25 protein-coding genes are annotated in these 23,430 nt (G+C 69.7%); 16 read left to right on the top strand and 9 right to left on the bottom strand.

Annotated features, from left to right (window positions below):
- Window positions 1–4 precede the first annotated feature (4 nt).
- Window positions 5–526 (top strand): acetolactate synthase small subunit, encoded by a 522-nt coding sequence (gene ilvN / locus PHN62_RS00430; RefSeq protein WP_300144715.1) that lies wholly within the window; start codon window positions 5–7, stop codon window positions 524–526.
- A gap of 67 nt (window positions 527–593) precedes the next feature.
- On the opposite strand, the gene PHN62_RS00435 is transcribed toward ilvN, so the two are convergent.
- The 3 genes from PHN62_RS00435 to PHN62_RS00445 form a co-directional block, all read right to left on the bottom strand.
- Window positions 594–1,565 carry a hypothetical protein gene (locus tag PHN62_RS00435; protein ID WP_300144717.1) on the bottom strand — a complete coding sequence of 324 codons (972 nt, stop codon included), beginning with the start codon at window positions 1,563–1,565 and terminating at the stop codon, window positions 594–596.
- Window positions 1,566–1,693: 128 nt separating this feature from the next.
- The gene (locus PHN62_RS00440) at window positions 1,694–2,611 is read right to left on the bottom strand and encodes a DMT family transporter (protein WP_300144720.1); all 918 of its coding nucleotides are present in this window, start codon (window positions 2,609–2,611) and stop codon (window positions 1,694–1,696) included.
- An 85-nt stretch (window positions 2,612–2,696) separates the two neighbouring features.
- Complete coding sequence (locus PHN62_RS00445; protein ID WP_300144723.1) at window positions 2,697–3,269, bottom strand: GNAT family N-acetyltransferase; 573 nt, start codon at window positions 3,267–3,269, stop codon at window positions 2,697–2,699.
- Window positions 3,270–3,677: 408 nt separating this feature from the next.
- Here PHN62_RS00445 and PHN62_RS00450 point away from each other — a divergent pair, with 408 nt between their 5' ends.
- The 3 genes from PHN62_RS00450 (at window position 3,678) to kdsA (ending at window position 6,480) form a co-directional block, all read left to right on the top strand.
- Window positions 3,678–4,115 (top strand): isoprenylcysteine carboxylmethyltransferase family protein, encoded by a 438-nt coding sequence (locus tag PHN62_RS00450; protein WP_300144726.1) that lies wholly within the window; start codon window positions 3,678–3,680, stop codon window positions 4,113–4,115.
- Window positions 4,116–4,217: 102 nt separating this feature from the next.
- Window positions 4,218–5,507, top strand: coding sequence for a protelomerase family protein (locus tag PHN62_RS00455; protein ID WP_300144728.1), 1,290 nt, complete (start codon window positions 4,218–4,220; stop codon window positions 5,505–5,507).
- 118 nt (window positions 5,508–5,625) lie between these two features.
- Window positions 5,626–6,480, top strand: a complete 855-nt coding sequence (gene kdsA / locus PHN62_RS00460; RefSeq protein WP_300144730.1) for a 3-deoxy-8-phosphooctulonate synthase — start codon at window positions 5,626–5,628, stop codon at window positions 6,478–6,480.
- 384 nt (window positions 6,481–6,864) lie between these two features.
- On the opposite strand, the gene PHN62_RS00465 is transcribed toward kdsA, so the two are convergent.
- From PHN62_RS00465 to PHN62_RS00475, 3 genes are read right to left on the bottom strand one after another with little or no spacing between them, the layout of a single operon-like run.
- Entirely contained in the window at window positions 6,865–7,257 is a 393-nt protein-coding gene (locus PHN62_RS00465) for an iron-sulfur cluster assembly accessory protein (protein ID WP_300144733.1), read from the bottom strand.
- Window positions 7,258–7,273: 16 nt separating this feature from the next.
- Window positions 7,274–7,717 carry a DUF59 domain-containing protein gene (locus PHN62_RS00470; RefSeq protein WP_300144736.1) on the bottom strand — a complete coding sequence of 148 codons (444 nt, stop codon included), beginning with the start codon at window positions 7,715–7,717 and terminating at the stop codon, window positions 7,274–7,276.
- Window positions 7,714–8,883 carry a cysteine hydrolase gene (locus PHN62_RS00475; RefSeq protein WP_300144738.1) on the bottom strand — a complete coding sequence of 390 codons (1,170 nt, stop codon included), beginning with the start codon at window positions 8,881–8,883 and terminating at the stop codon, window positions 7,714–7,716. The genes PHN62_RS00470 and PHN62_RS00475 overlap by 4 nt, the downstream gene beginning before the upstream one ends.
- Before the next feature lie 202 nt (window positions 8,884–9,085).
- Between PHN62_RS00475 and tgt the strand changes: the two genes are divergently transcribed.
- The 10 genes from tgt (at window position 9,086) to PHN62_RS00525 (ending at window position 19,428) form a co-directional block, all read left to right on the top strand.
- Window positions 9,086–10,219 (top strand): tRNA guanosine(34) transglycosylase Tgt, encoded by a 1,134-nt coding sequence (tgt, locus tag PHN62_RS00480; protein WP_300144740.1) that lies wholly within the window; start codon window positions 9,086–9,088, stop codon window positions 10,217–10,219.
- 57 nt (window positions 10,220–10,276) lie between these two features.
- On the top strand, window positions 10,277–11,542 hold the full coding sequence (purD, locus tag PHN62_RS00485) for a phosphoribosylamine--glycine ligase (RefSeq protein ID WP_300144743.1): 1,266 nt from the start codon (window positions 10,277–10,279) through the stop codon (window positions 11,540–11,542).
- A 224-nt stretch (window positions 11,543–11,766) separates the two neighbouring features.
- Window positions 11,767–12,345 carry a hypothetical protein gene (locus tag PHN62_RS00490; protein ID WP_300144746.1) on the top strand — a complete coding sequence of 193 codons (579 nt, stop codon included), beginning with the start codon at window positions 11,767–11,769 and terminating at the stop codon, window positions 12,343–12,345.
- A gap of 159 nt (window positions 12,346–12,504) precedes the next feature.
- Complete coding sequence (locus PHN62_RS00495; RefSeq protein ID WP_300144748.1) at window positions 12,505–12,987, top strand: ClpXP protease specificity-enhancing factor SspB; 483 nt, start codon at window positions 12,505–12,507, stop codon at window positions 12,985–12,987.
- 143 nt (window positions 12,988–13,130) lie between these two features.
- Entirely contained in the window at window positions 13,131–14,081 is a 951-nt protein-coding gene (lpxC, locus tag PHN62_RS00500) for a UDP-3-O-acyl-N-acetylglucosamine deacetylase (RefSeq protein ID WP_300144751.1), read from the top strand.
- A 234-nt stretch (window positions 14,082–14,315) separates the two neighbouring features.
- Entirely contained in the window at window positions 14,316–15,206 is an 891-nt protein-coding gene (locus tag PHN62_RS00505; RefSeq protein ID WP_300144753.1) for an outer membrane protein assembly factor BamD, read from the top strand.
- 139 nt (window positions 15,207–15,345) lie between these two features.
- Window positions 15,346–17,037, top strand: coding sequence for a DNA repair protein RecN (gene recN, locus PHN62_RS00510; RefSeq protein ID WP_300144756.1), 1,692 nt, complete (start codon window positions 15,346–15,348; stop codon window positions 17,035–17,037).
- A gap of 64 nt (window positions 17,038–17,101) precedes the next feature.
- A complete protein-coding gene (locus PHN62_RS00515) occupies window positions 17,102–18,628 on the top strand; it encodes a UbiD family decarboxylase (protein ID WP_300144759.1) in 1,527 nt (508 codons plus the stop codon).
- Window positions 18,629–18,830: 202 nt separating this feature from the next.
- Window positions 18,831–19,097: a hypothetical protein gene (locus PHN62_RS00520; protein WP_300144761.1), complete on the top strand. Its 267-nt coding sequence runs from the start codon at window positions 18,831–18,833 to the stop codon at window positions 19,095–19,097.
- Window positions 19,098–19,170: 73 nt separating this feature from the next.
- Window positions 19,171–19,428, top strand: coding sequence for a hypothetical protein (locus tag PHN62_RS00525; protein ID WP_300144762.1), 258 nt, complete (start codon window positions 19,171–19,173; stop codon window positions 19,426–19,428).
- A 21-nt stretch (window positions 19,429–19,449) separates the two neighbouring features.
- On the opposite strand, the gene PHN62_RS00530 is transcribed toward PHN62_RS00525, so the two are convergent.
- Both PHN62_RS00530 and PHN62_RS00535 read right to left on the bottom strand, forming a co-directional pair.
- Entirely contained in the window at window positions 19,450–20,055 is a 606-nt protein-coding gene (locus tag PHN62_RS00530; RefSeq protein WP_300144765.1) for a nicotinate-nucleotide adenylyltransferase, read from the bottom strand.
- Between the two features lie 32 nt (window positions 20,056–20,087).
- Window positions 20,088–20,576: a peroxiredoxin gene (locus PHN62_RS00535; protein WP_300144768.1), complete on the bottom strand. Its 489-nt coding sequence runs from the start codon at window positions 20,574–20,576 to the stop codon at window positions 20,088–20,090.
- 100 nt (window positions 20,577–20,676) lie between these two features.
- On the opposite strand from PHN62_RS00535, the gene PHN62_RS00540 reads away from it, so the two are divergent.
- Both PHN62_RS00540 and PHN62_RS00545 read left to right on the top strand, forming a co-directional pair.
- Window positions 20,677–21,093, top strand: coding sequence for a hypothetical protein (locus PHN62_RS00540; protein WP_300144771.1), 417 nt, complete (start codon window positions 20,677–20,679; stop codon window positions 21,091–21,093).
- Window positions 21,094–21,095: 2 nt separating this feature from the next.
- Window positions 21,096–22,334 carry an NAD(P)/FAD-dependent oxidoreductase gene (locus PHN62_RS00545; RefSeq protein WP_367186971.1) on the top strand — a complete coding sequence of 413 codons (1,239 nt, stop codon included), beginning with the start codon at window positions 21,096–21,098 and terminating at the stop codon, window positions 22,332–22,334.
- Between the two features lie 79 nt (window positions 22,335–22,413).
- Here PHN62_RS00545 and PHN62_RS00550 read toward each other — a convergent pair whose 3' ends face one another.
- Window positions 22,414–23,019, bottom strand: coding sequence for a hypothetical protein (locus PHN62_RS00550; protein WP_300144774.1), 606 nt, complete (start codon window positions 23,017–23,019; stop codon window positions 22,414–22,416).
- Window positions 23,020–23,430 lie beyond the last annotated feature (411 nt).

Raw genomic sequence — 23,430 nt, forward strand, 5'->3', positions numbered from 1 at the left:
GACCATGAGCGTGATGCAGAAGCCGGAGACCATCGAGCGCCACACCATGGCGGTTCTGGTCGACAACGAATCGGGCGTTCTGGCCCGGATCATCGGGCTGTTTTCGGGACGCGGCTACAACATCGAGAGCCTGACCGTCGCCGAGGTGGACCATAACGAACATCTCTCGCGGATCACCATCGTCACCACGGGCTCGCCGATGGTGATCGAGCAGATCAAGGCGCTGCTCACGAAGCTGGTGCCGGTGCACAAGGTCGTGGACATCACCGTGGCCGGACCTTCGGTCGAGCGCGAGCTGGCGCTGATCAAGGTGCGCTCGACGGGCGAGAAGCGCGTCGAGGCCCTGCGGCTCAACGAGGCCTTCCGCGGCCGGATCATGGACACCACTCTGGAGAGCTTCGTCTTCGAGCTCACCGGCGATCCCGGCAAGATCGACGCCTTCGTCGAGCTGATGCGGCCCCTCGGGCTGGTGGACGTGGCCCGCACGGGCGTCGCGGCCATCGCCCGCGGCCCCGAAGGCATGTGAGCCTTTCCCGCCGGACTTGCGACAAGGCCCGCCTCTTCCCGGAGGCGGGCCTTGTCGATTCGGGCGATCAGGCGGCCTCCGCCAGGGCGGCCAGATGGGCTTCGCGCTCTTCGGCGGTCAGGAAGGCGGCTTCGAATCCCGTCCGCACGAGCTTGAGGATCTCGGATTTCGAGAGCGCCAGCTCCTCGGCGAGAAGCGCGTAATTGGCGTTGAGGTCGCCGAACCAGGCGGGGTCTCCGCTGGCGAGGGTCACGCTCACGCCCGCCCCGGTCAGGGTCCGCAGAGGATGCGCGCTCGCCGAATCCAGCAGCCCCAGAGCCAGATTCGCCGAAGGACGCAACACCAGAGTCTCCCGCCGCTCGACGATCTCGCGCATGAGCGCCGGAAATTCGGCGGCGGCGTCGCCATGGTCGATGCGGTCCACGTCGAGATCCACCGCAGCCTGACGCACATATTCGGGCGGTCCGTCCTGTCCGGCGTCGCAGGTGAGCTTGAGCCCCATCTCGCGGGCCCGGGCGAAGAGCCGGGCGAAATGCTGCGGCGGATGTCCGAACTCCGGCCCCGTGAGCCCGATCCCGATGAAATCGGCGAGATGGGGCTCCGCGAGGCGCAGGACGTCGAAGGCCTCCTCCTCGGGATCCTCGCGCCGGAAGGCGAGGATCAGGCGGGTCGTCTGGCCGCGGGCGCGGGCCTCGCGGAAGGCCGCCGCGATTCCCTCCAGCATGGCCGCGAAGGCCACCCCCCGACCCAGATGCAGTTGCGGCGTCAGGGCCATCTCCACATGACGCACGCGGCTCTCGAAGGCGCGCGCCAGAGCGGCGGCGGCGGCGGCGTGGAAATCTCCGGCCTCGATCAGCCCGACCAGCCGCGCCTTCATGCGCTGGGCGAAATCCGCGACCCTGCCGACGGGCGCGCCCGTCTCGATCTCCGGAGACAGCCCGTGGCGCCCGGCCAGAGCCACGGCGAGTTCGGGCTCCACCGCGCCTTCGAGGCGCAGGCGGAGGTCCGCCTTGGGCAGGCGGGCGGCGTAGGCGCTCACGCGCGGCCTCCCGGCCTCTGCGTTTCCAGACCCGCCCGCTTCATGACCCCGCCTTTCGCAGCCTCGACCGGGCGGAGGCTAGCATCCGTCCCCGAAGCCCACAAGCCGCGCCCGATCACGGCGCCAGATCATCCGCCCACGTTGAGGAGGATCAGCGCCGTGCCCGCCGCGCCGATTCCCGCCCCGACCCAGGCTCCGGAAGGCGGCGGCCTCCGGAAGAAGATCCAGAGCAAAGGCAGGATCAGGATGGTCGAGAGGGTCGAGAGCACCGAGACCCATCCGGCCTCGCCATGAGCCAGCGCCTCCAGGAAGAAGGTCATGCCGAGGCACATGGCGATCAGCGCCACCAGCAGCACCCGCACGAAGATCTTCGGCGTCAGCGGATTGCGCAGCGCCGTGAACTTCGGCCAGATCAGGAAGGCCGCCAGATGACAGGCCGCCGAAGCCGCCATGCGGATCGTCGAGCCCGCGACGGGATCGGCGCCCGCGTCCATGGCGGGCTTGACGACGGCCGCCCCCACCGCCTGCCCCAGAGCCGAGAGCAGCCCCAGAATCACTCCGAGGCCGACGGCTCCGGCGTTGGCCTCCCAGGCGTGGGCGTTGTCGCGGCTCTTGCCGTAGAAGGTGGCGAGCATCACGCCGCCCGTCACCAGAGCGATTCCCGCCCAGACCGGCGCCGTCAGCCGCTCGCCGAGGAAGATCCCGGCGAGGGCGGCGGTCATGGCGGCGTGGGTCGAGAAGAGCAGCCCCGAGCGCCGCGGCCCGAGAATCGCCATGCTCGCGAAGAGCAGCGTGTCGCCGATGAAGACCCCGATCAGCCCCGACAGGGCCAGATCGCGGATCTGCCAGCCCTGGAGGGCGCTCCAGCCGCCGGTCCAGAGCGACATGAAGGCCAGAATCCCCACGGCGCAATACGTGCGGATTCGCGAGAAGCCGATCCCCCCGAGCCAGGAATTGGCCCCCGCCGCGATCAGCGGAGAGATCGACCAGCAGAAAGCCGCCGCCAGAGCGAAGAAGGCGGCCAGATGGGCGGGATCGGAGAGCATGATCCGGACTCGATGAAAAGGCCCGCGAAGGGCCGTCTGAGGGGGGAGGGATCCGGAAGGAGAAAGGAGAAGGGAGGAGAAGGCTTCAGGCGGGGGCTTCGGGAGTCCATTTGCGGACCATGCCCGAAAGCTCCGCCATGGCGCCGGGCTGCAGCTCTCTGGCCAGCAGCCGCGCAGGGTTCACCGGCGGCGGATAGGAGATCTTCAGCGCCGTCTCGCGGGCGAATCCGAACTTGCGATAGTAGGGTTCGTCGCCCACGAGGATGACGCGGGTCCATCCGGCTTCCCTGGCCATGCGCAGGCTGCGCAGGATCAGCATCGCCCCGAGCCCCTCGCCCTGACGCGTCGGATGGGTGGCCACCGGCCCCAGCAGCAGCGCCGCAGATCCCGCCTCGCCCACCCGCACCGGCCAGTAGCGGATGCAGGAGACGAGGCTCCGCTGTTCGTCGCGGGCCACGAGGCAGAACTCGCGCAGAGGCTCCACCCCGTCGCGCAGGCGATAGGAGGACAGCGCCGTGCGTCCGGGCGCGAAGCAGGTGTCGAGGAGATATTCGACTTCGGCGAGATCCTCGGGGGTCTCGCGGCGGATGTCGAGCAGAGGCGCTTCGGAGGACGCGGAGGAGACCGGAAGCGACGAGGCGGCGGAGGAGGCGTTCATGGGCGGGCTCCCAGAGCGGCGGGACCAGAACCAGAGGTCAGGCGGGACGGCGTGCGGCTCGTCGCGACTCCTTTCGCAAGACCATTCGCATTTCAGGCCCTCCACGCCCGTCGAACGCGCCCGGAGCGGCCTCGGCCCCATATGGGGAGGAACGGCCGCAGCTCCAGAGCTTCGCCCGCCGCGCTTTCGCGTCAGATCCTCCGCGAGGTCTTCTCCGGCCGGGCGGATTGCGCTCTAACATGGGTTCGGGATCCTGTCCATGGGGGCGAAGGGCCCGCCGGGGATTCGCGGGAGGCTGAGGCCCGCAAGACGCGGCGCGGAGGCTTCGTCGCTCTCAGGGACTTGAATCTCCAGACTTTCCATATGCGGATTCCGCATTGGAGGCCTCGGCGCGCAAAGGAGTCCGCCATGCTGCGGCGTTTCGATCTTCCCCCCGTCTGGATGACGCTTTCCGGCCTGCTCATGCTGCTGATCGCCCTCTGGACTCCCTGGCGCCTCGACGCCGACCTCCCGGGCTGGCTGGCCATGATCCTGGGGGCGGGCGCCATCTTTCTGGCGGCGCCGCAATTCCTGCTCGCCGCCACGCCGATCATGCCCCGCAACGATCCCGACAAGCTGCTGACTTCGGGAATCTTCGGCTTCAGCCGCAATCCGATCTATCTGGGGATGGTCCTGATCCTGCTCGGCTGGGGCCTGATCCTCGGGGCGCCGCCCGCGCTCGCAGTCCCCTTCGGCTTCGCGGCGCTGATCGACCGGCGCTTCATCCGCGAGGAGGAGGCCCGGCTTCTGGCGCGCTTCCCCGATCAGGCGCCCGCCTATCTGGCGCGGGTGCGGCGCTGGATCTGAGGCCGGGCGGGCCGGGATTCGACAAGCTTTCCCAGGTTCAATATGCTGCGGCCCCAGGCGGAGCCCGCTCCGCAAGCTCGTGATCCTTCCGCGTGAGGCCGCATGTCCGACCCCGAAGCGCCTCCCCCGCCGAAGCGCCCGCGCCGCAAGTCCGCGACTCCGGAGCCCGAGCGCGCCGAAACCATCGAGAGCGCCGCGCAGAAGGCCTGGCGCGAACGCAAGGCCCGCAAGGCCGCCCGAGCCGTCCCCAGAATCGCCCGACGCCCCGCCGCGCCGCCGCCTCTGCGCCGCTACGCCCTGGCCGAGGCGGTGGAGGCCTTCCAGCGCGACGTGCTGGAGCTGCTGACTCCGAAGCCGGTCAAGGACTGGCGGCGCAAGCTGGTCGTGCGCTGGGGCCGCGAACGCGACCAGTTCCGCAACAAGACCGCCGCCACCCAGAAGCTCTATTCCTCGCGCTTCCGGGCTCCGCTGCGCCGGGCGCTCGAAGAGGCCGGAGTCCCGCAGAAGATCCTGGAGGTCGTCTTCGAGGAGGTCCGCATCGAGCGCGAGATGGTCGCCGCCGTGAACGAGGATTACCGCGTCGCGGTGGACAACTCCAACCGCAGCCTCGCGCGGGTCTCCGGCTGGCGCGAGATCGTCGCCGAACTGACCCGCATGCTCGAGTCGGAGGATCCGCGCTTCCTCGCCCTCGGGCTGATGGGCCTGACGGGGCGACGCTTCGTCGAGGTGCTGAAGTTCGGCGGATTCGCGCCTGTGGACTCCGCCCTGCCCTCGGGCGTGCGGGTCCGTCAGAAATGGCTGGTGGAGTTCTCGGGCCAGGCCAAGACCCGCGGCGCCGAAGGCACCATGTTCGGCAGGAGCTACGTGATTCCGGTCCTGGCGCCCGCCGCGCAGATCCTCGACGCCTTCGCGCGGCTGCGCGCCGACCGCGAAGGCGCCCGCTGGGCCGAGATGACTCCGGCCAAACTGAATTCGGCGGTGAATCCGCCCTTCAACAAGCTCCTGCGGGAATATCCGCCCATCGCCATGCGCTGGCCGCCGCATCCCTCCCTGACGCTCAAGGCGCTGCGGGCCTTCTACGCCGAGGCCTGCATGGAGGCCTTCGCCCCGCCCATGACCAAGGCGCCCTATTTCGCGCGCATCCTCGGCCACGCCGAAACGCAATACGAGACGGCGCTCTCCTACATGACGCTGTCGCTGAACGAACAGGGCGCCTCGACGGGCATGGAGGAGATCCACCGCCTGCTCATGGAACGCGACGAAGCCCGCGAGGAAGGACGCGCCGTCAAGGCCGAGCGCGAAGCCGCCGAGGAGGCCGCCGCCCTCGCCCGAGAAGAGGCCCTCGCCGTCAGGAGAACCCGACGGGCCGCCCGGAGACCAGCGCCGGAGTGAGGGCCGTCCGCCCCCTCGCCTTCGCCTCTGGACGGCTCCCTCATCCGCGTGCTTCATGGCGTCGGTTTACGTTGTCCGGGGGCTTCGTCCCCCTTCTTGCTTGATGATGGGAGCGTTCATGACCCTTCTCTCTTCGCGCGTCGCGGCGGGAGGCGTCGTCTTCGACGCCGCCGCCCCCTTCGCGCTCATCGCCGGACCCTGCCAGCTCGAATCGCGTCAGCACGCCCTCGACATGGCGGGCGCGCTCAAGGAGATCTGCGGCTGGCTCGGAATCGGACTGGTCTACAAGTCGAGCTTCGACAAGGCCAACCGCACTTCGCTGAGCGGCAGGCGCGGCGCGGGGCTGGAGGCGGCCCTCCCGATCTTCGACGAGATCCGCGCGACCCTCGGCCTGCCCGTGCTGACCGACATCCACACCGAAGAGCAATGCGCTCTGGTCGCGCCCCATGTGGACGTGCTCCAGATTCCGGCCTTCCTCTGCCGCCAGACGGATCTTCTGGTCGCCGCCGCCCGCACGGGCAAGGTGGTGAACGTCAAGAAGGGCCAGTTCCTCGCGCCCTGGGACATGCGCAACGTGGTGGCCAAGATCTCGGACTCGGGGAATCCGAACGTGCTGACCACCGAGCGCGGCGTCTCCTTCGGCTACAACGCCCTGGTTTCGGACATGCGCGCCCTGCCGGTTCTGGCCGGGATCGGCGCCCCCGTGATCTTCGACGCCACCCATTCCGTGCAGCAGCCCGGCGGACAGGGCGGCTCCAGCGGCGGCGAGCGCCGCTTCGTCGAGACCCTCGCCCGGGCGGCCCTGGCGACGGGCGTCGTGGCGGGCCTCTTCATCGAGACCCACCAGGATCCCGACAACGCCCCCTCGGACGGGCCCAACATGGTGCGGCTCGACCGCATCGAGGCTCTGCTGGAGCGGCTCAAGGCGCTGGACGCCGTGTCCAAAGCCCATCCCCAGCCGCCCGAAGCCTGACTCAGGGAAGGCCGCCGGGCTCTCGCCCGCGCGGCCCTCCGCCTGCTCTCAGTTGAAGAAGAAGAGATAGAGCAGGATGATGATCGGGATGGGAATCCCCAGAAGCCAGAGCGCCAGACCCTTCATCGGACGGTCCTCCATGATGGTCGTTGCCGGATGCGTCTCGGGCGGCCGGAGCGGCCTTCGACGCCGTCGGATGTAAATCGGAAGGATAGGGAGGAGGTTCAAGGGGCGGAGGGATCCGGAAGATGGAATCCTCAATATTCCCAGTCTCTTGACCGACGAATAAAAAACGCCGCGCTCCTGCGGCGCGGCGTCCTGATGGGATTGTGCGGTCCCGGCGGCGGGGCGTCGGCGCCCTTCATGGAGAAGGGCGGGACTCCTTCAGCGGCCGCAATCCTGGATGTCGTCGGCGGCGGGCTCGGGCTGGCCCGAGAACTTCACCGATTCGCCGCATCCGCAGCTGTCCACCACATTGGGATTGCGGAACCTGAACCCCGATTCCAGAAGGCCCGTCTCGTAATCCACCTCGCAGCCGAGCAGGAACATCGCCGCCATGGGCGAGACCAGCACGCGGGCGCCGTCCTGTTCGATGAGCTCTTCGCCGGGCTTGCGCTCGGCGGCCTCCTCCATGGCGTATTCCATGCCCGCGCATCCGCCCTTCTTCACGCCGAGGCGCAGGGCGTAGACGCCCTTCTCTTCGGCCATGGCGCGGATGCGCTTCGTGGCGCGGGGCGTCAGGGTGAGGAAGGCCTTTCCGGGAATCATGAGGCTCATGGCCTATCTCCTTGCCTTACAGATAGCCCAGTTCGAGCTTCGCCTCGTCGGTGAGGCGGTCCATGGTCCAGGGCGGATCCCAGACGAGATCGACCTCCACCTGGCGGATTCCCGGCAGCGGCTCGACGGCGTCCACCACCCATCCGGGCATCTCCCCCGCCACCGGACAGCCCGGAGCGGTCAGGGTCATCTCGATCTTCACCGCGCCCTCGGCGTCGATGAGGATGGCGTAGACGAGCCCCAGATCATAGATGTTCACCGGGATCTCGGGATCGTAGATGGTGCGCAGGGCCGCCTCGATCTCCGGGAAGACCGGGTGCTCCACGCTGGAGGGCGCGAGCAGCGGCGACCCTTCGGGCGGATCGAAGACGCCAGCCGCCTCCGCGCTCTCCCGGGAGGCTTCCTGAGCCTCCTCCCCGGAGCGGGCGGCGGGTTCGGAGCGGTCTATGGACTCGGTCATGGCTTGGATGGGTCCGGTTCCGATGCGAGGAAGTTCTCCAGAGGAATATAGGCGCGCGCGGCCGCTTCGTCCATGGCGCCGGCCTGAGGCCCGAAGGCCCGGCCCGGCGGCTCCGGCGCGCGGCGCGCCGGACGGGCTTCGGCCGGACGCGGCTCCGGATGGAGCTCCGGCGGGGGGGCGCGCTCCGGAGCCCGGGCGCCGCTGACGCGCCGGAACTCCTCCGACTCCAGGATCTCCGCGAGGATCGCCTCCATGGAGGGCTCTTCGGCGGAGTCCTCCGGCTCCTGCTGCGGCGGCGCCTCTCGCCGCGCTTCCCGCGCCGGGGCGGGCGGAGGAGGCTCGGGCGGCGGAGCCTTCGCCCAGGCGGCGGCGATCCGCGCGCCGACCCTCTCGGAGGCTCCGGGCTCGGGCGACATGGGGTCGGGCGACCGGGGTTCGGGCGTGCCGAGGGCGGGCGCGAAGGGCAGCGCCGAGGCCGAAGCCGCCACCGCCGAGGCCGCCGCCTCGTTGACGTCGTCCACCTCATGGAGGCTCAGGCCGATGTTGCGCCGCAACAGCGTCACGAGGTCATGGGTGGGGCGCACGTCGGCGAAGCTGCGGTGCATCGCCCGCAGGGAAGCGAGATGCGCCTCGGGCGTGCGGTCGAGGCAGCAATCCGCCGCCACGACGCACTGGAATCCGGCGCAGACGGCGTCCCGCAGCGAGGATTCCACCTCCAGATGCGTGAGCCCGCCCGCGAAGATCAGCGTGGAGATCCCCGCGTCGCGCAGCAGATGGGGCGCGAGGCTCGCGCCGGGAAAGAAGAGGCTCGGCGGACGGGCCCGCACGACGAAATCTCCGGGACGTCGGGGGATTCCGGGCGCGAATTCGTCCTGAGCGGCCGTCGCGCGGGCCGCGCCCTGCGCCAGAGCCAGACCGGGAGGCACGGAGGAATCGTCGGGCCGCGCCCAGAGCGCCTTTCCTCCCACCAGCCGCAGCGCCGCCGCCAGAGCCTCGATCCGCGCCAGAGCGCCCTGCGCATGAGGCGCCTCCTGGAGGAGGCCGCGCGTCAGGCCGACCACGACCAGCGCCGTGGCGGGCGCGTCGAGTTCGGGACAGGCCCAGCGCCGACCGCGCCGCGCCTCGGCTTCGTCCCAGACTTCCGCAAGATCCTTGGCGAGGCTCATGTGCCGCTCGCGCCTCCACGCCTGGTTGAGGGTCCCTCCCTCCCCGGAGCCTTCCCCATGTTCCGAAAACGCCCTTCGCCCTTTCGCCGCGGCCTCCCGCATCGTATGGAGGGGGCGACGGAATCGGCGGGCGGGCCATGTTAGCAAGCCCCATCCGGTTCCGGAACCCGGCCTCTTCCGCAACCCTGTCGAAATCAAGAAGATGAACCCTGCGGCCTTTCGCTTCACCCTCCTCGCCCGCGACGGCGCCGCCCGGCGCGGACGCATCGAGACCCCGCGCGGCTCGATCGAAACGCCCGCCTTCATGCCGGTGGGCACGGCGGCCACGGTCAAGGCCATGCGCCCCGAGGAGGTCCGCGCCACGGGCGCCGAGATCCTGCTGGGCAACACCTATCATCTGATGCTCCGGCCCGGCGCCGACCTCATGGAGAAGCTCGGCGGGCTGCACAGGTTCATGAACTGGCCCCGGCCCATCCTGACCGATTCGGGGGGCTATCAGGTGATGTCCCTCGCGGGACTGCGCAGGCTGGACGAATCAGGGGTGCGCTTCCGCAGCCATGTGGACGGCTCCGAGCACATGCTCAGCCCCGAGACCTCCATGGAGATCCAGCGCAAGCTCGGCTCGGACATCGTCATGGCCTTCGACGAATGCGCCCCCTGGCCCATCGACGAGGCGGGGGCGGCCTCCTCCATGCGGCTCTCGATGCGCTGGGCGAAGCGCTCGCGCGAGGCCTTCGGGGATCGTCCCGGCCATGCGCTCTTCGGGATTCAGCAGGGCTCGGTGCATAAGGATCTGCGCGAGGAATCCTCCAAGGCCCTGACGGAGATCGGCTTCGAAGGCTACGCCGTGGGCGGTCTGGCGGTGGGCGAGGGCCAGGAGCTGATGTTCTCCACCCTCGATTTCTGCGCCGGGATGCTCCCCGAGGACAAGCCGCGCTATCTGATGGGCGTCGGCAAGCCGGACGACCTCCTCGGGGCGGTGGAGCGCGGAATCGACATGTTCGACTGCGTCCTGCCGACCCGCTCGGGCCGCAACGGACAGGCCTTCACGCGGCGCGGGCCGCTCAACGTCAAGAACGCCCGCCACAAGGCCGACCCTCGCCCCATCGACGAGGGATGCGCCTGCCCCGCCTGCCGCGACTTCAGCCGCGCCTATCATCATCACCTCTACAAGACGGGCGAAATCCTCTCCTCGATGCTCGTGACCCAGCACAACCTGACCTATTATCAGGACCTCATGCAGGGAATCCGGGCGGCCCTCGAAGCCGGGAGCCTCGCGGAGTTCGCCGCCGAGACCCGCGCCCGATGGGCCGAAGGCGACATCGCGCCTCTTTAACCTCCGCGCCGGAGGCACTACACCCTTGCGCGAATGGCTGACGGAGGGGGCGAGATCATGCGGATTCTGGTGCTGGGCGGCGGAGGCCGCGAAAACGCGCTCTGCTGGAAGCTGGCGCAAAGCCCTCTGCCGACGAAGCTCTGGCGCAGCGCGAACGGCGCCTCGCTGCCGGAGGGCGTCGAAGCCGCCGCGGTGAATCCGCTGGATCCCGAGGCGGTCGAGGCCTTCGCCCGCGCCGAGAAGATCGACCTGGTGGTGATCGGCCCCGAGGCGCCTCTGGAGGCGGGGGTCTCGGATCGTCTGACGGCGGCGGGCTTCCGCGTCTTCGGCCCGAGCCGCGCGGCGGCTCAACTGGAGATCTCCAAGAGCTTCACCAAGGAGATCTGCGACGCCTGCGGCGCCCCGACCGCCCGCTGGCGGCGCTTCGAGGCTCTGGAGCCCGCTCTGGCCTACGTGCAGGCCGAGGGCGCGCCCATCGTCGTCAAGGCCGACGGACTGGCGGCGGGCAAGGGCGTGACCGTGGCGGCCACGCTCGCAGAGGCGGAGGCGGCGCTCCGGCATATCTTCGGCGGCGGCTTCGGCAAGCCCGAGGTGGTGGTCGAGCAGGTGCTGACCGGCGAGGAGGCCAGCCTCTTCGCCCTCGTGGACGGCGAGACGGCCGTTCCCCTCGCAGGCGCCCAGGACCACAAGCGCGCCCATGACGGCGACCAGGGCCCCAACACCGGCGGCATGGGCGCCTATTCGCCCGCCCCCGTGCTGGACGAGGCCGTCACGGCGCGCGCCATGGAGCGCATCATCCGGCCCATCGCCCGCGAGATGGCGAAGCGCGGGACGCCCTATCGCGGCGTGATCTTCGCGGGGCTGATGATCGAGGCCGGAGAGCCCAGCCTCATCGAGATCAACGCCCGTTTCGGCGATCCGGAATGTCAGGCGCTGATGCCGCGGCTCGAGTCGGATCTTCTGCCCGCGCTTCTGGCCGTCGCCGAGGGGCGGCTGAACGAGGTCTCGCTCTCCTGGAGCCCCGAGACCTGTCTCGCGGTGGTCATGGCGGCGAAGGGCTATCCCGGCGACTACGTCCGCAGCAGCGAGATCCGGGGCGTCGAGAAGGCCGAGGCCTCGGGAGCTCTGGTCTTCCTCGCCGGGGCCAGGCGCGAGGGCGAGCGCCTGATCGCCGAGGGCGGGCGCGTGCTGAGCGTCGCGACTCTGGGCGCGACCGCCGCCGAGGCTCAGAAGCGCGCCTACGCCGCCGTCGACCTCATCGACTGGCCCGAGGGCTTCCATCGCCGCGATATCGGCGCCCGGGCCGTGGCCCGGGGCGCGTGAAGAGGGGGGGGCGCCCGCGCCGTGGCGCGAGGCGCATGAAAAGGGGGGCGCCCGGGCCGTGGCGCGGGGCGCATGAGGGGGGCGAGACTTCAGGGTCGACGCACGTCAGGGGAGATATCCGGGCGAGATTTCCCCTGAGGAGAATCTTGTGCTAGCATGAGGCCTGATCCGGCGCCTCGTCCTTCCAGGACGGGGCTTCTTCCCGCTTCAGGAGTCTCCGACCCATGCGCGCCAGACCCGCCCTCCTCCTCGCCGCCGCCCTGTTCGCCGCCCCGCCCGCCGCCTTCGCCGACGACGTGAAGGACGCCATCCAGGCCGCGCTCGAAGCCTATGAGGCGGGCGATCTCGCGGAGACGAAATTCTCCCTCGACACGGCGTCCCAGCTGATCTCCGAGCAGCGCGCCGCCACCCTCTCCGAGGTTCTGCCCGCCGCCTTCGAGGGCTGGACCGCCGAAGACGGAGATTCCGCCGGCATGGGCATGGCCGCCGCCATGTTCGGCGGCGGGACCACCATCTCGCGCAGCTACGTCAAGACCGCGACCTCCGACTCCGTCGGCGTCACGATCATCCTGGATTCGCCCATGGTCATGCAGTTCGCGGCCATCGTCGGCAATCCGCAGATGACCGCCTCCATGGGCAAGAGCGCCCGCTTCGGGCGTCATCGCGGCGTGGAGACCTCCGAAGGCGAATTCCAGATCGTCGTCGCCAACCGCGCCCTCGTCACCATCGACGGCTCGGCCTCCGCCGAGGAGAAGCGCGCCTACGCCGAGAAGATCGACTTCGACGCCATCGCCGGCTTCTGAGCCCCTCCCGACGGCCGCGCCCGGATTCCTCCGACTACGGCCGGGCGCGGCGCAAATGCGACAGAATCCCCCGTGAAGCGCCGGAAGGCGCCTTTTCATTTGCGTCATCCGGTCATCGGTGAAAGATCAGAGCCGCAGGAAGAAACTCCCGGAGGAGTCATGGGTGGGGACACGCTGAACTACAGGGAGATCATGCGCGACGCCTTTCTGGACGTGGCGCGCCGGATCCTCGCGCACGCCGCCGAGCACGGCCTCCAGGGCGAAACGCATTTCTACATCACCTTCCGGACCGATCATCCGGGAGTCGTGATGTCGGCCCGCGTGAAGGCGCAATATCCCGAAGAGATCACCATCGTCCTCCAGAACGAGTTCTGGGATCTGGCCGTGGCCTCCGACCGCTTTTCGGTGGGGCTCAGCTTCGACGACGCGCCCGAAACCATCGTCGTTCCGCTCCAGGCCCTGACGCGCTTCGTCGATCCGACCGCGAAGTTCGGCTTCGAGATCCCCGCCTCGGAATCGCCCGACGACGCCGAAGCCGTCTTCGAGGAGGAGCCCGATCCGCCTTCCTCTCCGCCCGATCCCGCGCCCGCCCCCTCCGGCGAAGGCCAGGTGGTCAGCCTCGACGCCTTCCGCAAACGCTGACTCCCGCCCTATCCCTTCGCTCGGCGCATCGCGGATCCTGTCATATTTCGACATGATCCGTGATTTGTCCCGACGCGCCCGCGCGGTCATGGTGCCGACTGAACAAGACCGGTTTACGGCGTCACGGACGAGGGATCGAGATCATGCGGCGGAGCTTGCAACGGCCTATCCACATGCAGGGCGTGGGCGTCCATGGCGGCGCGCCCGCCCATCTGACCTTGCGCCCCGCCGCGCCGGAGACCGGATATCTCATCCGTCGCCGCGACCTCAAGGGCGAGGCCGCCCTCATCCCCGCCCGCTACGACCTCGTGACCGACACGCGGCTCTGCACCAGGCTGACCAACGCCCAGGGCGGAAGCGTCGGCACGGTGGAGCATCTCATGGCGGCTCTGGCGGGCTGCGGCCTGGACGACGTCCTCATCGAGATCGACGGCCCGGAAGTCCCCATCATGGACGGCGGCTCGCGTCCCTTCGTCGAGGCGATCCTCGCGGCGGGCCTGACCGAGACCGACGCCCCCCTGCAGGCGATCCGCATCCTGGCGCCCATCGAGGTCCGCCATGAGGGCAAGCTCGCCCGCCTGGAGCCCTGCGCCCGCTTCGAGGGCCGCTTCCTGATCGAATTCCCCGATCCGGCCATCGGACGTCAGGAGATCGCGCTCGACCTCACGGGAGACGCCTTCGTCGAGGAGCTGGCCGCGGCCCGCACCTTCGGACGGCTCTTCGAGATCGAGAAGCTGCGCGAGATGGGCCTCACCCGCGGCGGCTCGCTGGAGAACGCCGTCGTCGTGGACGGCGGACGGGTGCTCAATCCGGGCGGCCTGCGCTGGCCGGACGAATTCGTGCGCCACAAGATGCTCGACGCCGTGGGCGATCTGGCCCTTGCGGGCGCGCCGATCCTCGGGCGCTACATCGGCGAGAAGGCCGGCCACGACATGACCAACCGCCTGCTGCGGGCTCTGTTCGCGGCGCCGCATCTCTGGCGCTTCGAGAGCGTCGAGGGCGCGCGCGGGGCCGTGCTGCCCGACGCCCTGCCGCTGACGGCGCCGCTGCTCGACAGCCTTCCGGCCGCCGCCGGGCTGCGCGTCAGCGCCTGAGGCTTCCGGTCCCGGGATTCCCGCGCGCCTGCGCCTGCGGGGATCTCCTGCGGGGCGCTCCTCCGGATGGTCAGCCTGCGAATTTTCGCGGGAGTCGACGCGCGAAGAGGAGATGTTTATGCTCCGGCGCGAGATTGGGGCGCGAGATCGGGGCGCGAGGCTGGAGGCGTCGGCCGCTCCCCAGGCCCTGGGGCGCTCAGCCCGTTCAGTATCGATGATCCGGAGGCGAGACACATGGCGCTAACTTCCAGCGCGCGTTCCGTGGCGAAGCTCGGGGCCGCGGCCCTCCTCATGACGGCGCTGACCGGCTGCCAGACCGCGCGCGACGCCTATGAAGGCGCCACGGGCTGGTTCACGAGCGGAACCGACACCCGCCTCGCCCGTCCCGACGAATCGCCCGAATCGATCTTCGGCCGCGCCGAGGCCCTCATGAACGCGGGGAATCATCGCGCCGCGGCGCCGCTCTTCGACGAGGTGGAGCGCCTGCATCCCTATTCGCCCTACGCCAAGCGGGCCATGATCATGTCGGCCTTCGCCTCCTTCGAGGCGGCGGAATACGACAAGGCCATCCTCGCCGCCGACCGCTTCGTCGATTTCTATCCGAGCGATCCCGAAACGGCCTATGCGCGCTATCTGGTGGCGCAGTCCTATTACGAGCGCATCGTGGACGTGGGCCGCGACCAGTCGGTGACCGAAGAGGCCCAGACCGCCCTCGAAGAAGTGATCCTGCGGCATCCCGGCACGCCCTACGCCCGCGAGGCCCAGGTCCAGCTCGACCTCGTGCGCGACCATCTGGCGGGCAAGGAGATGGAGATCGGCCGCTTCTATCTGGCGCGCGGCGACTACCTCGCCTCGATCAACCGCTTCCGCAACGTGGTCGAGAATCATCAGGGCTCGACCCATGTGCCCGAGGCGCTCCATCGCCTCGTCGAGTCCTATCTGCGGCTCGGCGTGGTGAGCGAGGCGCGGTCGGCGGCGGCGGTGCTCGGCCACAACTACCCCGGCTCCGAGTGGTATCAGGCCTCCTACGCCCTGCTTCAGGGCCAGGGCCTCTCGCCGGAGATGGGATCGGGCTCCTGGCTGCGCAGGATCTACCGTCAGGTGATCGAGGGCGAGATCCTCTGAGCGCGCACGAAAGGCGTCCGGAAGGCGGTTGAAAGGCGAAACCCGCTTTGCGCCGCCGCCGCCTGAGGCTATGAAGATCAGGAGCGCCCGAGTCCTGGCGCTCCCGTCCCGACCTCAATCCTGCGGGGGCCGCCTGGCCATGCTCCGACGGCTCGTCATTCGCGACGTGGTGCTGATCCAGGCGCTGGACCTGAGCTTCCGCGAAGGTCTCGGCGTGCTGACGGGCGAGACGGGCGCGGGCAAATCCATCCTTCTGGACGCGCTCGGGCTGGCTCTGGGCGGGCGGGGCGGCGCCGAGGTCGTGCGGGTCGGAGCGGCCCAGGCCATGGCCATGGCCGAATTCGAGATCCCCGAAACGCATCCCGTCCGGGCCTGGGCCGAGGAGCAGGGCTATCTCTGGGAGCCCGGAGAGCCGCTGATCCTGCGGCGCGTGGTCTCGGCGGAGGGCCGGGGACGCGCCTTCCTCAACGATCAGCCCGCGAGTCTGGCGGCGCTCAAGGCGGCGGGGAGCCTGCTGGTCGAGATCCATGGCCAGTTCGACGAAAGGGGCCTGCTGAATCCGGCGGGACATCGCCGTCTCCTCGACCTCTATGCGGCGAACGGCCCCCGCCTGACGGAGGTCCGGCGGCTCTGGCGCGCCCGCAGCGAGGCCGAAGCCGCCCGCAGCGCCGCCGAAGCCGCCCTGACCGAAGCCCGCAGGGAAGTCGACTTCATCTCCCACGCCCTCGAAGAACTCGACGACCTCGCGCCCCGACCGGGCGAGGAGGAAGCCCTCGACGCCACCCGCCGGGGGCTGCGCCGCGCCGAGCAGATCGCCGGAGACGTGGCCAGAGCCGCCGAGCTTCTGGGGGCTCAGGGCGCCGAAGGGCGCATGGCCGAGGCCCTCCGCTGGCTGGAGGGCGCCGCGCCCCGAGCCGAGGCTCTGCTGGATCCGGCGCTCGCGGCGCTCGACCGCGCGCTGGCCGAGCTGTCCGAAGCCGCCCGCGAGGTGGACCGCGCTCTGGAATCCCTGGCCTTCGATCCGCGCCGTCTGGAGGAGGCCGAGGAGCGGCTCTTCGCGCTGCGGGGGCTGGCGCGCAAGCATCAGACCCAGGTGGAGGATCTGCCGAAGCTCCGCGAGGCTCTGGCGGCGAAGATGGCCTTCATCTCGGCGGGCGAGGAGCGTCTGAAGGCTCTGGACGCGGCCGCCGAAGCCGCCCGCAAGGCCTATTCCCTCGCCGCCGGAGAGCTCGGCGCGGCGCGGCGCAAGGCGGGCGAGGCGCTCGCGGCGGCGGTGGCCGAGGAGCTCGCGCCCCTGCGCATGGAGCGCGCCCAATTCCGCGTGAAGATCGACTCCGACCCCGCCCAGGCCGGGCCGGAGGGTCAGGACCGCGTGAGCTTCGAGGCGGCGACCAATCCGGGTTCGCGTCCGGGGCCTCTGGACAAGATCGCCTCGGGGGGCGAGCTGGCGCGCTTCCTTCTGGCGATCAAGGCGCGGCTCGCGGATTCGGACGATCCCAAGACCCTCATCTTCGACGAGATCGACAGCGGCGTGGGCGGCGCCGCCGCCGACGCCGTGGGGCGTCGGCTCCAGAAGATCGGCGAGGCGGGGCAGGCTCTGGCGGTGACCCATTCGCCTCAGGTGGCCGCCCGGGCCCGCGACCATTGGCGCATCAGCAAGCGTCTGGTCGAGACGCCCGAAGGCCCCGCCGCCCGCACCGAGGTCGAGGCCCTGACGGGCGTCGCGCGGCTGGAGGAGCTGGCCCGCATGCTGGCGGGCGAGACCATCACGCCTCAGGCCCGCGAGGCCGCCGCGAGTCTGCTGGCCCTCGCCCAGGACAAGGCCGCCTGATCCCCCTCCCCTTCCGCCGCCGGGCCCGGTAAGACTCCCTGAGGATTCCAAAGGGAGGCTCTCCATGGCTTACGGCTCGCTGCGCGATTTCCTCGACAGTCTGGAGGCCGAAGGCCAGCTGGTGCGCATCCGCGAGCGGGTGTCCCTGGATCGCGAGATCACCGAGATCCACAAGCGCGTGCTCCATGCGGGCGGCCCGGCGCTGCTCTTCGAGAACACGGTCCACGCCGACGGACGCCCCTCCGAAATGCCGGTGCTCGCGAATCTCTTCGGCACGGTGGAGCGCGTCGCCCGCGCGGTGACGCTCGGCGGCAAGGAGCGGCGCACCGCCCGAGACCTGCGTGAAGTCGGCGAATTGCTCGCCTTCCTGCGCCAGCCCGAGCCGCCCGGCTCCCTGCGCGAGGCCATGGGCATGCTGCCTCTGGCGAAGACCGTCCTCGGCATGAAGCCGAAAACCATCGGCGGCGGCGGATTGCTCGGCGGCTCGGCGCCCGCTCAGGAGGTGGTTCTCCAGGGCGAGGAGGTCGACCTCGACCGCATCCCCATCCAGACCTGCTGGCCCGACGAACCCGCGCCGCTCGTGACCTGGCCCCTCGTGGTGACCAGAGGCCCCGGCGAAGGCAAGGAGGACAACTTCAACCTCGGCGTCTACCGCATGCAGAAGCTGGGCAAGAACAAGCTCATCATGCGCTGGCTCAAGCATCGCGGCGGAGCGCAGCATCATCGGCGCTGGAAGGCCGCGCGGCCCGAGCCTCTGCCTGCGGCGGCGGTGATCGGGGCGGATCCCGGCGTGATCCTCGCCGCCGTGACGCCCGTGCCGGACACCCTCAGCGAATATCACTTCGCGGGCTTGCTGCGCGGCAAGGCGGCGGAGCTGGTCCCCTGCAAGACGGTGCCTCTGAAGGTTCCGGCTCAGGCGGAGATCGTGCTCGAAGGCCATGTGAGCCTCGACGAGACCGCCCCCGAAGGCCCCTATGGCGACCATACGGGCTATTACAATTCGGTCGAGGAATTCCCGGTCTTCACCGTCAGCGCGATCACCATGCGCCGGAAGCCGATCTATCTGACCACCTACACCGGGCGCCCCCCCGACGAGCCCGCCATCCTCGGCGAGGCGCTGAACGAGGTCTTCATTCCGCTCCTCCAGGGGCAGTTCCCCGAGATCCTGGACTTCTGGCTTCCCCCCGAGGGCTGCAGCTACCGCATCGCGGTGATCCAGATGCGCAAGGCCTATCCGGGCCACGCCAAGCGGGTGATGCTCGGGGCCTGGAGCTTCCTGCGGCAGTTCATGTATACGAAATGGGTCATCGTGGTGGACGAGGACATCGACCCTCGCGACTGGAAGGACGTCTGGTGGGCCGTCGTGACCCGCATGGACCCCGCCCGCGACATCACCATGCTGGAGAACACCCCCATCGATTATCTCGATTTCGCCTCTCCGGTTTCGGGTCTGGGCTCCAAGATCGGGCTCGACGCGACCGACAAATGGGAAGGCGAGACGAACCGCGAATGGGGCCGCAAGCTCGACATGGATTCCGGAACCAAGGCGCGCGTGGACGCCATCTGGAAGCGGCTGAACCTGCCGGGCTGAGGCTCGGCCTGCTCCGGTCCTCCGCCCGACGGGAGGCCCGGGGCGCCCTCGAATCCGGGCGCGGCGTCGAGGAAAGGCCCTCTTGCGGCCTGAATCTTCTCCTTTTGCGGTCTTGTTTCCGCCGTAAATTCTCCCCAAGGTTGATCGCAGAGGCGAGCCGGGATCCCTCCCGCCCCTCGCCCCTCACCCGAAGGAGACCGCCATGTTCCGGAGATCCGCTGTTCTCGGCGCCGTCTTCGCCTCGACCTTCGCGCCTTTCGTCGCGGCCCAGCCCTTCCAGGGATCCGTCTTCGCCCAGACCCCGCCCGTCTGGTCGCAGTTGAATCCGCAGCCGCTGCCGCCTGTGGAACTGCGCTGGCTGAACCCGCAGCCGATTCCCCCCGTCGACGCCCGCGCGCTCAATCCTCAGCCGATTCCGCCCGTGGATCTGCGTCGGCTGAATCCGCAGCCGCTGCCGCCGGGGTTCTGAGGGGCCTCCGGACCCGACGTCGGAGATGCGGCCGCGCCCTCCTTCCATCGCACGACAAGAAAGGCGCCTCGCCATGTTCCGGATCTTCACGCTTCCCGGCGCCGCCGCGGTTCTGGCCCTCCCGCTCGCCCTGTCCTCCGCGGCTTCGGCCCGGCCTCCGGGCGGCTCTCCGGGAGATCCCTGCTGGTATGCGCCGCGGCTCATCCAGTGTTCGCCGTCCTTCCTCGGACGCATGCCCGTGGCGCCGGTCTCGCCGGTCGGAGAAATGCGGGTTCCCGGTCAGCCGCCGGTCTTCGGACTTCAGGTGCAGCATCCTCACGCGCGCTGGTGAGCGCGTCGGGACGGGCGAGGCTCAGGGCCAGCTGCCCGCCGCGCGCAGCGCCGTCGAGGAGAGCCTGGAGGTCGGGCCTCGCGCCAGCAGCACCCAGGCGGGCGCCTCGAGGAAAGGCAGCAGCGGCGCCTCCTCCTCGGAGAGCCGCGCCCTGGCGTAGCGGCGCACGGCGGGCGACAGCCCCGCCTTCACCACCGATTGCGGACGCGCCACCACCGCCAGAGGAAAGTTTTCGAGAATCCAGGCCCAGTCCTCCCATTTGTGGAACTGGGCGAGATTGTCGGCGCCCATGATCCACACGAACCGGGTTCGCGGATAGAGCCGCCGCAGATGCGCCAGCGTGTCGGCGCTGTAGCGCGCGCCGAGGCGCTCCTCGACGCCGGTGACCGTCACGCCGGGAATCCCCGCCATCAGGGCGCGGCAGGCCGCGATGCGGCGTTCCAGATCGGCGGGCGGACGCGGCTTCAGGGGATTCCCCGGCGTGACCAGAACCCACAGCCGCTTGAGGCGGGTGCGGCGCATGGCCGTCTCCACCACCAGACGATGCCCCTCGTGCGGCGGATCGAAGGACCCGCCGAAGAGGCCGACGCTCAAGCCGCGCGGCGGCGCGGCCGGATCACGCAGCATGAGCGCGCTTCTCCCTGCGCAAGAGGGCGGGATCAGATCTGGTCGAGCAGAAAGCCGCCCGTGGAGCAGGTCGCTTCGCTGGGGACGTCCTCGACGAGCAGCTTCTTGACCACCCCGTCCTCGACGAGCATGGCGTAGCGCTTCGAGCGCAGGCCCAATCCGCGGGCGGTCAGGTCGAGATCCATCCCGACGGCTTTCGCGAAGGCCGCCGAGCCGTCGGCGAGCAGCGTCACCTTGCCGTCGGCGCCGCTGGCCTTCGACCAGGCGTCGAGGACGAAGACGTCGTTGACGGTGGTGCCCGCCACCGCGTCGATTCCCTTGGCCTTGAACTTCTCGACGTTGGCCACGTAGCTCGGCAGATGGGCCTTGTCGCAGGTCGGCGTGAAGGCGCCGGGCGCCGCGAAGAAAGCCACCTTGCGTCCGCCGAAGAACTCCTTCGTCGTGACGGGCTTCGGGCCTTCGGCGGTCATGACCGTGAAGGTCGCCTCCGGCAGGCGTTCGCCTTCCTGAATCTGCGCCATGATGATGTCTCCTCCCAACCTGCCCCGAAGCGGGGGCCTTGCAACCTGCGGCCCCAAGCGGCAAAAGTCGAGAGCCGATTTCAGGGAGAGGCCGCCCTCCATGACCATCCTTCGTCGCAGTCTCCCGTTCGCCCTTCTCGTCCTTCTGGGAGGCTGCGCGCCGCCGCCGCCGCATCTGGCCCGGACGCGGGCTCTGGAGCCCGGCGAGATCCTCGGGGCGATGAGCCATCGCAAGATCGTCGAGCATCGTCCGGACGGAACCGAGGGAATCCTCCGCTTCTACGAGGACGGCCGCGCCACCTACGCCGGATCCGCCGCGCAATGGGCCGCGCCCTGGCGCGCCGAAGGCTCCGGCGTCTGTTTCGGCGAGCCGCGTCCCCAGTGCTATGATCTGGCGCATGAACAGGGCCGCTGGTTCGTGGCCACGCCCCGCGAGGGCGGAGAGCCGCGCCGCTGGTACGAGATGAAGCGCATCGACGAACCGGCCAACGTGCGGCCTGACGCGGCGGGGTTGTGATCATGATTCCGGATTCGGTCGTGGTGGCGGGGGCGGGACAGGCGGGGCTCCAGCTCTGCGACAGCCTGCGCAAGGGCGGATACAAGGGGCGGCTGACCTTGCTCGGCGAAGAGCCCTGGCCGCCCTATCAGCGTCCGCCGCTCTCCAAGGCCTATCTCCTCGGGGCGATGGAGCGCGACCGGCTGTTCCTCAAGCCGGAAAGCTTCTACGCCGATCACGGAATCGAGCTGCGCCTGAACGCGCGGGCGGTCGGGATCGACCGCAAGGCCGGACGCGTGAATCTGGAGAGCGGCGAATCCCTCGCCTATGGGGCTCTGGTCCTCGCGACGGGCGCGCGGGCGCGGCCTCTGGACCGGCCCGGCGCCGGGCTGGAGGGCGTCCATGTGATCCGGGGCATGGCCGACATCGACCGTCTCGCGCCGGAGATCCGTCCGGGGGGGAGGGCCGTGATCCTCGGCGGCGGCTATGTCGGGCTGGAGGCGGCGGCGGCTCTGCGCGGACGCGGCATGGAGGCCGTGGTGATCCACCGCTCGGAGCGGCTGCTCTCGCGGGTGGCCAGCGTCGAGACGGCGGCGGCGCTCCAGGCGATCCACGAGGCGGAGGGCGTGCATGTCCGGCTTCGCCAGACTCTCCATGCGCTCGAAGGCGAAGGAAGGGTCCGGCGCGTCGCCATAGAGCGGGTGGAGGTGGATCACGTCCGCCGCATCCACGAGGCCGAGCTCGAAGCGGATCTGGTGGTGGCGGGCATCGGCGCCCTGCCCAACCAGGATCTCGCGCGGGGAGCGGATCTGCGCACCGAAAACGGAATCCGCGTCGACGCCGATTGCCGCACCAGCGATCCGGCCATCTACGCCATCGGCGATTGCGCCGAACGCGAGGATCCGCGTTACGGGCCCCTGCGGCTGGAATCGGTGCAGAACGCCATAGATCAGGGCAAGATCGCCGCCGCCGCCCTCCTCGGCCAGCCGCGCCCGACCGAACAGGCGCCCTGGTTCTGGTCGGATCAGTTCGACGTCAAGCTGCAGTCGGCGGGCCTGCCCTACGGCTATGATCAGGCCGTGATCCGCAAGGGCGCGGGGCGGGCTCAGGCGGTCTGGCTCTTCCGCGAGGGCGCGCTGATCGCCGTCGAGGCCCTGAACGACGCCCGCGCCTACATGACCGGCAAGCGCTGGATCGAGCAGGGCCGCAGCCCCGATCCCGAGGCTCTGGCCGATCCGGCGCGGGATCTCAAGACGCTGTGAAGGCGAGAAAAAACCCCTCCTCCGGCGCGGAGAAGGGGCGAGCGCGAAACTTCGGAGACGGCCCGGAGGCCGCCTGAGGTCACATCACGCAGACGTAGTTCTGATTGGTCAGCTGAGCCAGCGAACCGCCGCGCACGATGCAATCCTGAATCGTGGCGTCGAGCGCGTTCTGCGTGCCGCGATAGCCCGTGTCCACGTCCGGCGGCGTGATGTGGGGCGAGGCCTCGGCCGTGACCGGCGTGTAGTTGCAGAAATAGCTGAGGTCGCCCGATTGCTGGGCCATGCCGCCGTTGGCGTAGCAGGCGCGCAGGCTGCCGTCGGCGCCGCTCATGTCGAGCTTCTGCGTCGAGGAAGGACGCGCCGCCACGGAATCGGCGTGCACCACGTTCAGACCCGGAAAGGGCGAGCCGCCCGCCGCCGGAGCCGCCGCGCGCGTCGGCGCCGCGTAGAGCGGAGCCGAAGAGGCCGAAGGCGTGTAGACCGGAGCCGAAACCGGAGCCGGATTGTAGACGGGGCCCGTCGCGACGGCCGAAGAGGCCGGCTGGATGGAGACCCGGAGGTCGGAAAGACCCGAGGCGCCGCCGAACGCGCCGCTCAGGGCTTCATTGGCCACGGTCGGGGCCGCCGCCGCCAGACCGAAGGCCGCCGCCAGAGCCAGAATCGTCGCCGGATTCCTCTTGAACATTCACATACTCCTTGATGAAGCTCGCGCTCTCGTCACCCGCCGTTCCATGTAGGGCGGAAAATGATGAAGAGGCCAACCCCTCCGACTGATCCAGAGGTATGGAGCCTGCGGCAGAAGTTTTGACAAGACGTGAAAATGCGTCGCACGGACCACGGAAAAGCCGCAATCCAAATTGTTTTCATTGGAGAAAAAATTCCGTCCGCAGACGCTTTTTGCGGCGCACAAAAGAACAATCCGCCACCTATCCTTACGGATAGGTTTTGAAAAATCAGTCTCCGGATGCGAATCAGAACGCTCCTATGCGCGAACCCTCCGGAGAGGTTCCCGCATGGCGGGCGGATCCTGGCGAATCACTCCGCCCCACGCCCCTCGCGAGAGAGGGGCGCGCAGACGGAAAGCTTGCGCGGGAGG

The sequence above is a fragment of the Neomegalonema sp. genome (assembly GCF_028688855.1).
In the GTDB taxonomy this organism is placed as follows: Bacteria; Pseudomonadota; Alphaproteobacteria; order Rhodobacterales; family Rhodobacteraceae; genus Neomegalonema.

Excerpts from the sequence above, each read along its gene's own strand:
- PHN62_RS00505 (WP_300144753.1), top strand. The coding sequence starts at position 14,316 with ATGGCGCTAACTTCCAGCGCGCGTTCCGTGGCGAAGCTCGGGGCCGCG.
- PHN62_RS00455 (WP_300144728.1), top strand. The coding sequence starts at position 4,218 with ATGTCCGACCCCGAAGCGCCTCCCCCGCCGAAGCGCCCGCGCCGCAAG.
- recN (WP_300144756.1), top strand. The coding sequence starts at position 15,346 with ATGCTCCGACGGCTCGTCATTCGCGACGTGGTGCTGATCCAGGCGCTG.
- purD (WP_300144743.1), top strand. The coding sequence starts at position 10,277 with ATGCGGATTCTGGTGCTGGGCGGCGGAGGCCGCGAAAACGCGCTCTGC.
- PHN62_RS00545 (WP_367186971.1), top strand. The coding sequence starts at position 21,096 with ATGATTCCGGATTCGGTCGTGGTGGCGGGGGCGGGACAGGCGGGGCTC.
- ilvN (WP_300144715.1), top strand. The coding sequence starts at position 5 with ATGAGCGTGATGCAGAAGCCGGAGACCATCGAGCGCCACACCATGGCG.
- PHN62_RS00465 (WP_300144733.1), bottom strand. The coding sequence starts at position 7,257 with ATGAGCCTCATGATTCCCGGAAAGGCCTTCCTCACCCTGACGCCCCGC.
- PHN62_RS00520 (WP_300144761.1), top strand. The coding sequence starts at position 18,831 with ATGTTCCGGAGATCCGCTGTTCTCGGCGCCGTCTTCGCCTCGACCTTC.
- PHN62_RS00540 (WP_300144771.1), top strand. The coding sequence starts at position 20,677 with ATGACCATCCTTCGTCGCAGTCTCCCGTTCGCCCTTCTCGTCCTTCTG.
- PHN62_RS00470 (WP_300144736.1), bottom strand. The coding sequence starts at position 7,717 with ATGACCGAGTCCATAGACCGCTCCGAACCCGCCGCCCGCTCCGGGGAG.
- PHN62_RS00440 (WP_300144720.1), bottom strand. The coding sequence starts at position 2,611 with ATGCTCTCCGATCCCGCCCATCTGGCCGCCTTCTTCGCTCTGGCGGCG.
- lpxC (WP_300144751.1), top strand. The coding sequence starts at position 13,131 with ATGCGGCGGAGCTTGCAACGGCCTATCCACATGCAGGGCGTGGGCGTC.
- PHN62_RS00490 (WP_300144746.1), top strand. The coding sequence starts at position 11,767 with ATGCGCGCCAGACCCGCCCTCCTCCTCGCCGCCGCCCTGTTCGCCGCC.
- kdsA (WP_300144730.1), top strand. The coding sequence starts at position 5,626 with ATGACCCTTCTCTCTTCGCGCGTCGCGGCGGGAGGCGTCGTCTTCGAC.
- PHN62_RS00495 (WP_300144748.1), top strand. The coding sequence starts at position 12,505 with ATGGGTGGGGACACGCTGAACTACAGGGAGATCATGCGCGACGCCTTT.
- PHN62_RS00450 (WP_300144726.1), top strand. The coding sequence starts at position 3,678 with ATGCTGCGGCGTTTCGATCTTCCCCCCGTCTGGATGACGCTTTCCGGC.
- PHN62_RS00530 (WP_300144765.1), bottom strand. The coding sequence starts at position 20,055 with ATGCTGCGTGATCCGGCCGCGCCGCCGCGCGGCTTGAGCGTCGGCCTC.
- PHN62_RS00550 (WP_300144774.1), bottom strand. The coding sequence starts at position 23,019 with ATGTTCAAGAGGAATCCGGCGACGATTCTGGCTCTGGCGGCGGCCTTC.
- PHN62_RS00525 (WP_300144762.1), top strand. The coding sequence starts at position 19,171 with ATGTTCCGGATCTTCACGCTTCCCGGCGCCGCCGCGGTTCTGGCCCTC.
- PHN62_RS00515 (WP_300144759.1), top strand. The coding sequence starts at position 17,102 with ATGGCTTACGGCTCGCTGCGCGATTTCCTCGACAGTCTGGAGGCCGAA.
- PHN62_RS00475 (WP_300144738.1), bottom strand. The coding sequence starts at position 8,883 with ATGAGCCTCGCCAAGGATCTTGCGGAAGTCTGGGACGAAGCCGAGGCG.
- tgt (WP_300144740.1), top strand. The coding sequence starts at position 9,086 with ATGAACCCTGCGGCCTTTCGCTTCACCCTCCTCGCCCGCGACGGCGCC.
- PHN62_RS00535 (WP_300144768.1), bottom strand. The coding sequence starts at position 20,576 with ATGGCGCAGATTCAGGAAGGCGAACGCCTGCCGGAGGCGACCTTCACG.
- PHN62_RS00445 (WP_300144723.1), bottom strand. The coding sequence starts at position 3,269 with ATGAACGCCTCCTCCGCCGCCTCGTCGCTTCCGGTCTCCTCCGCGTCC.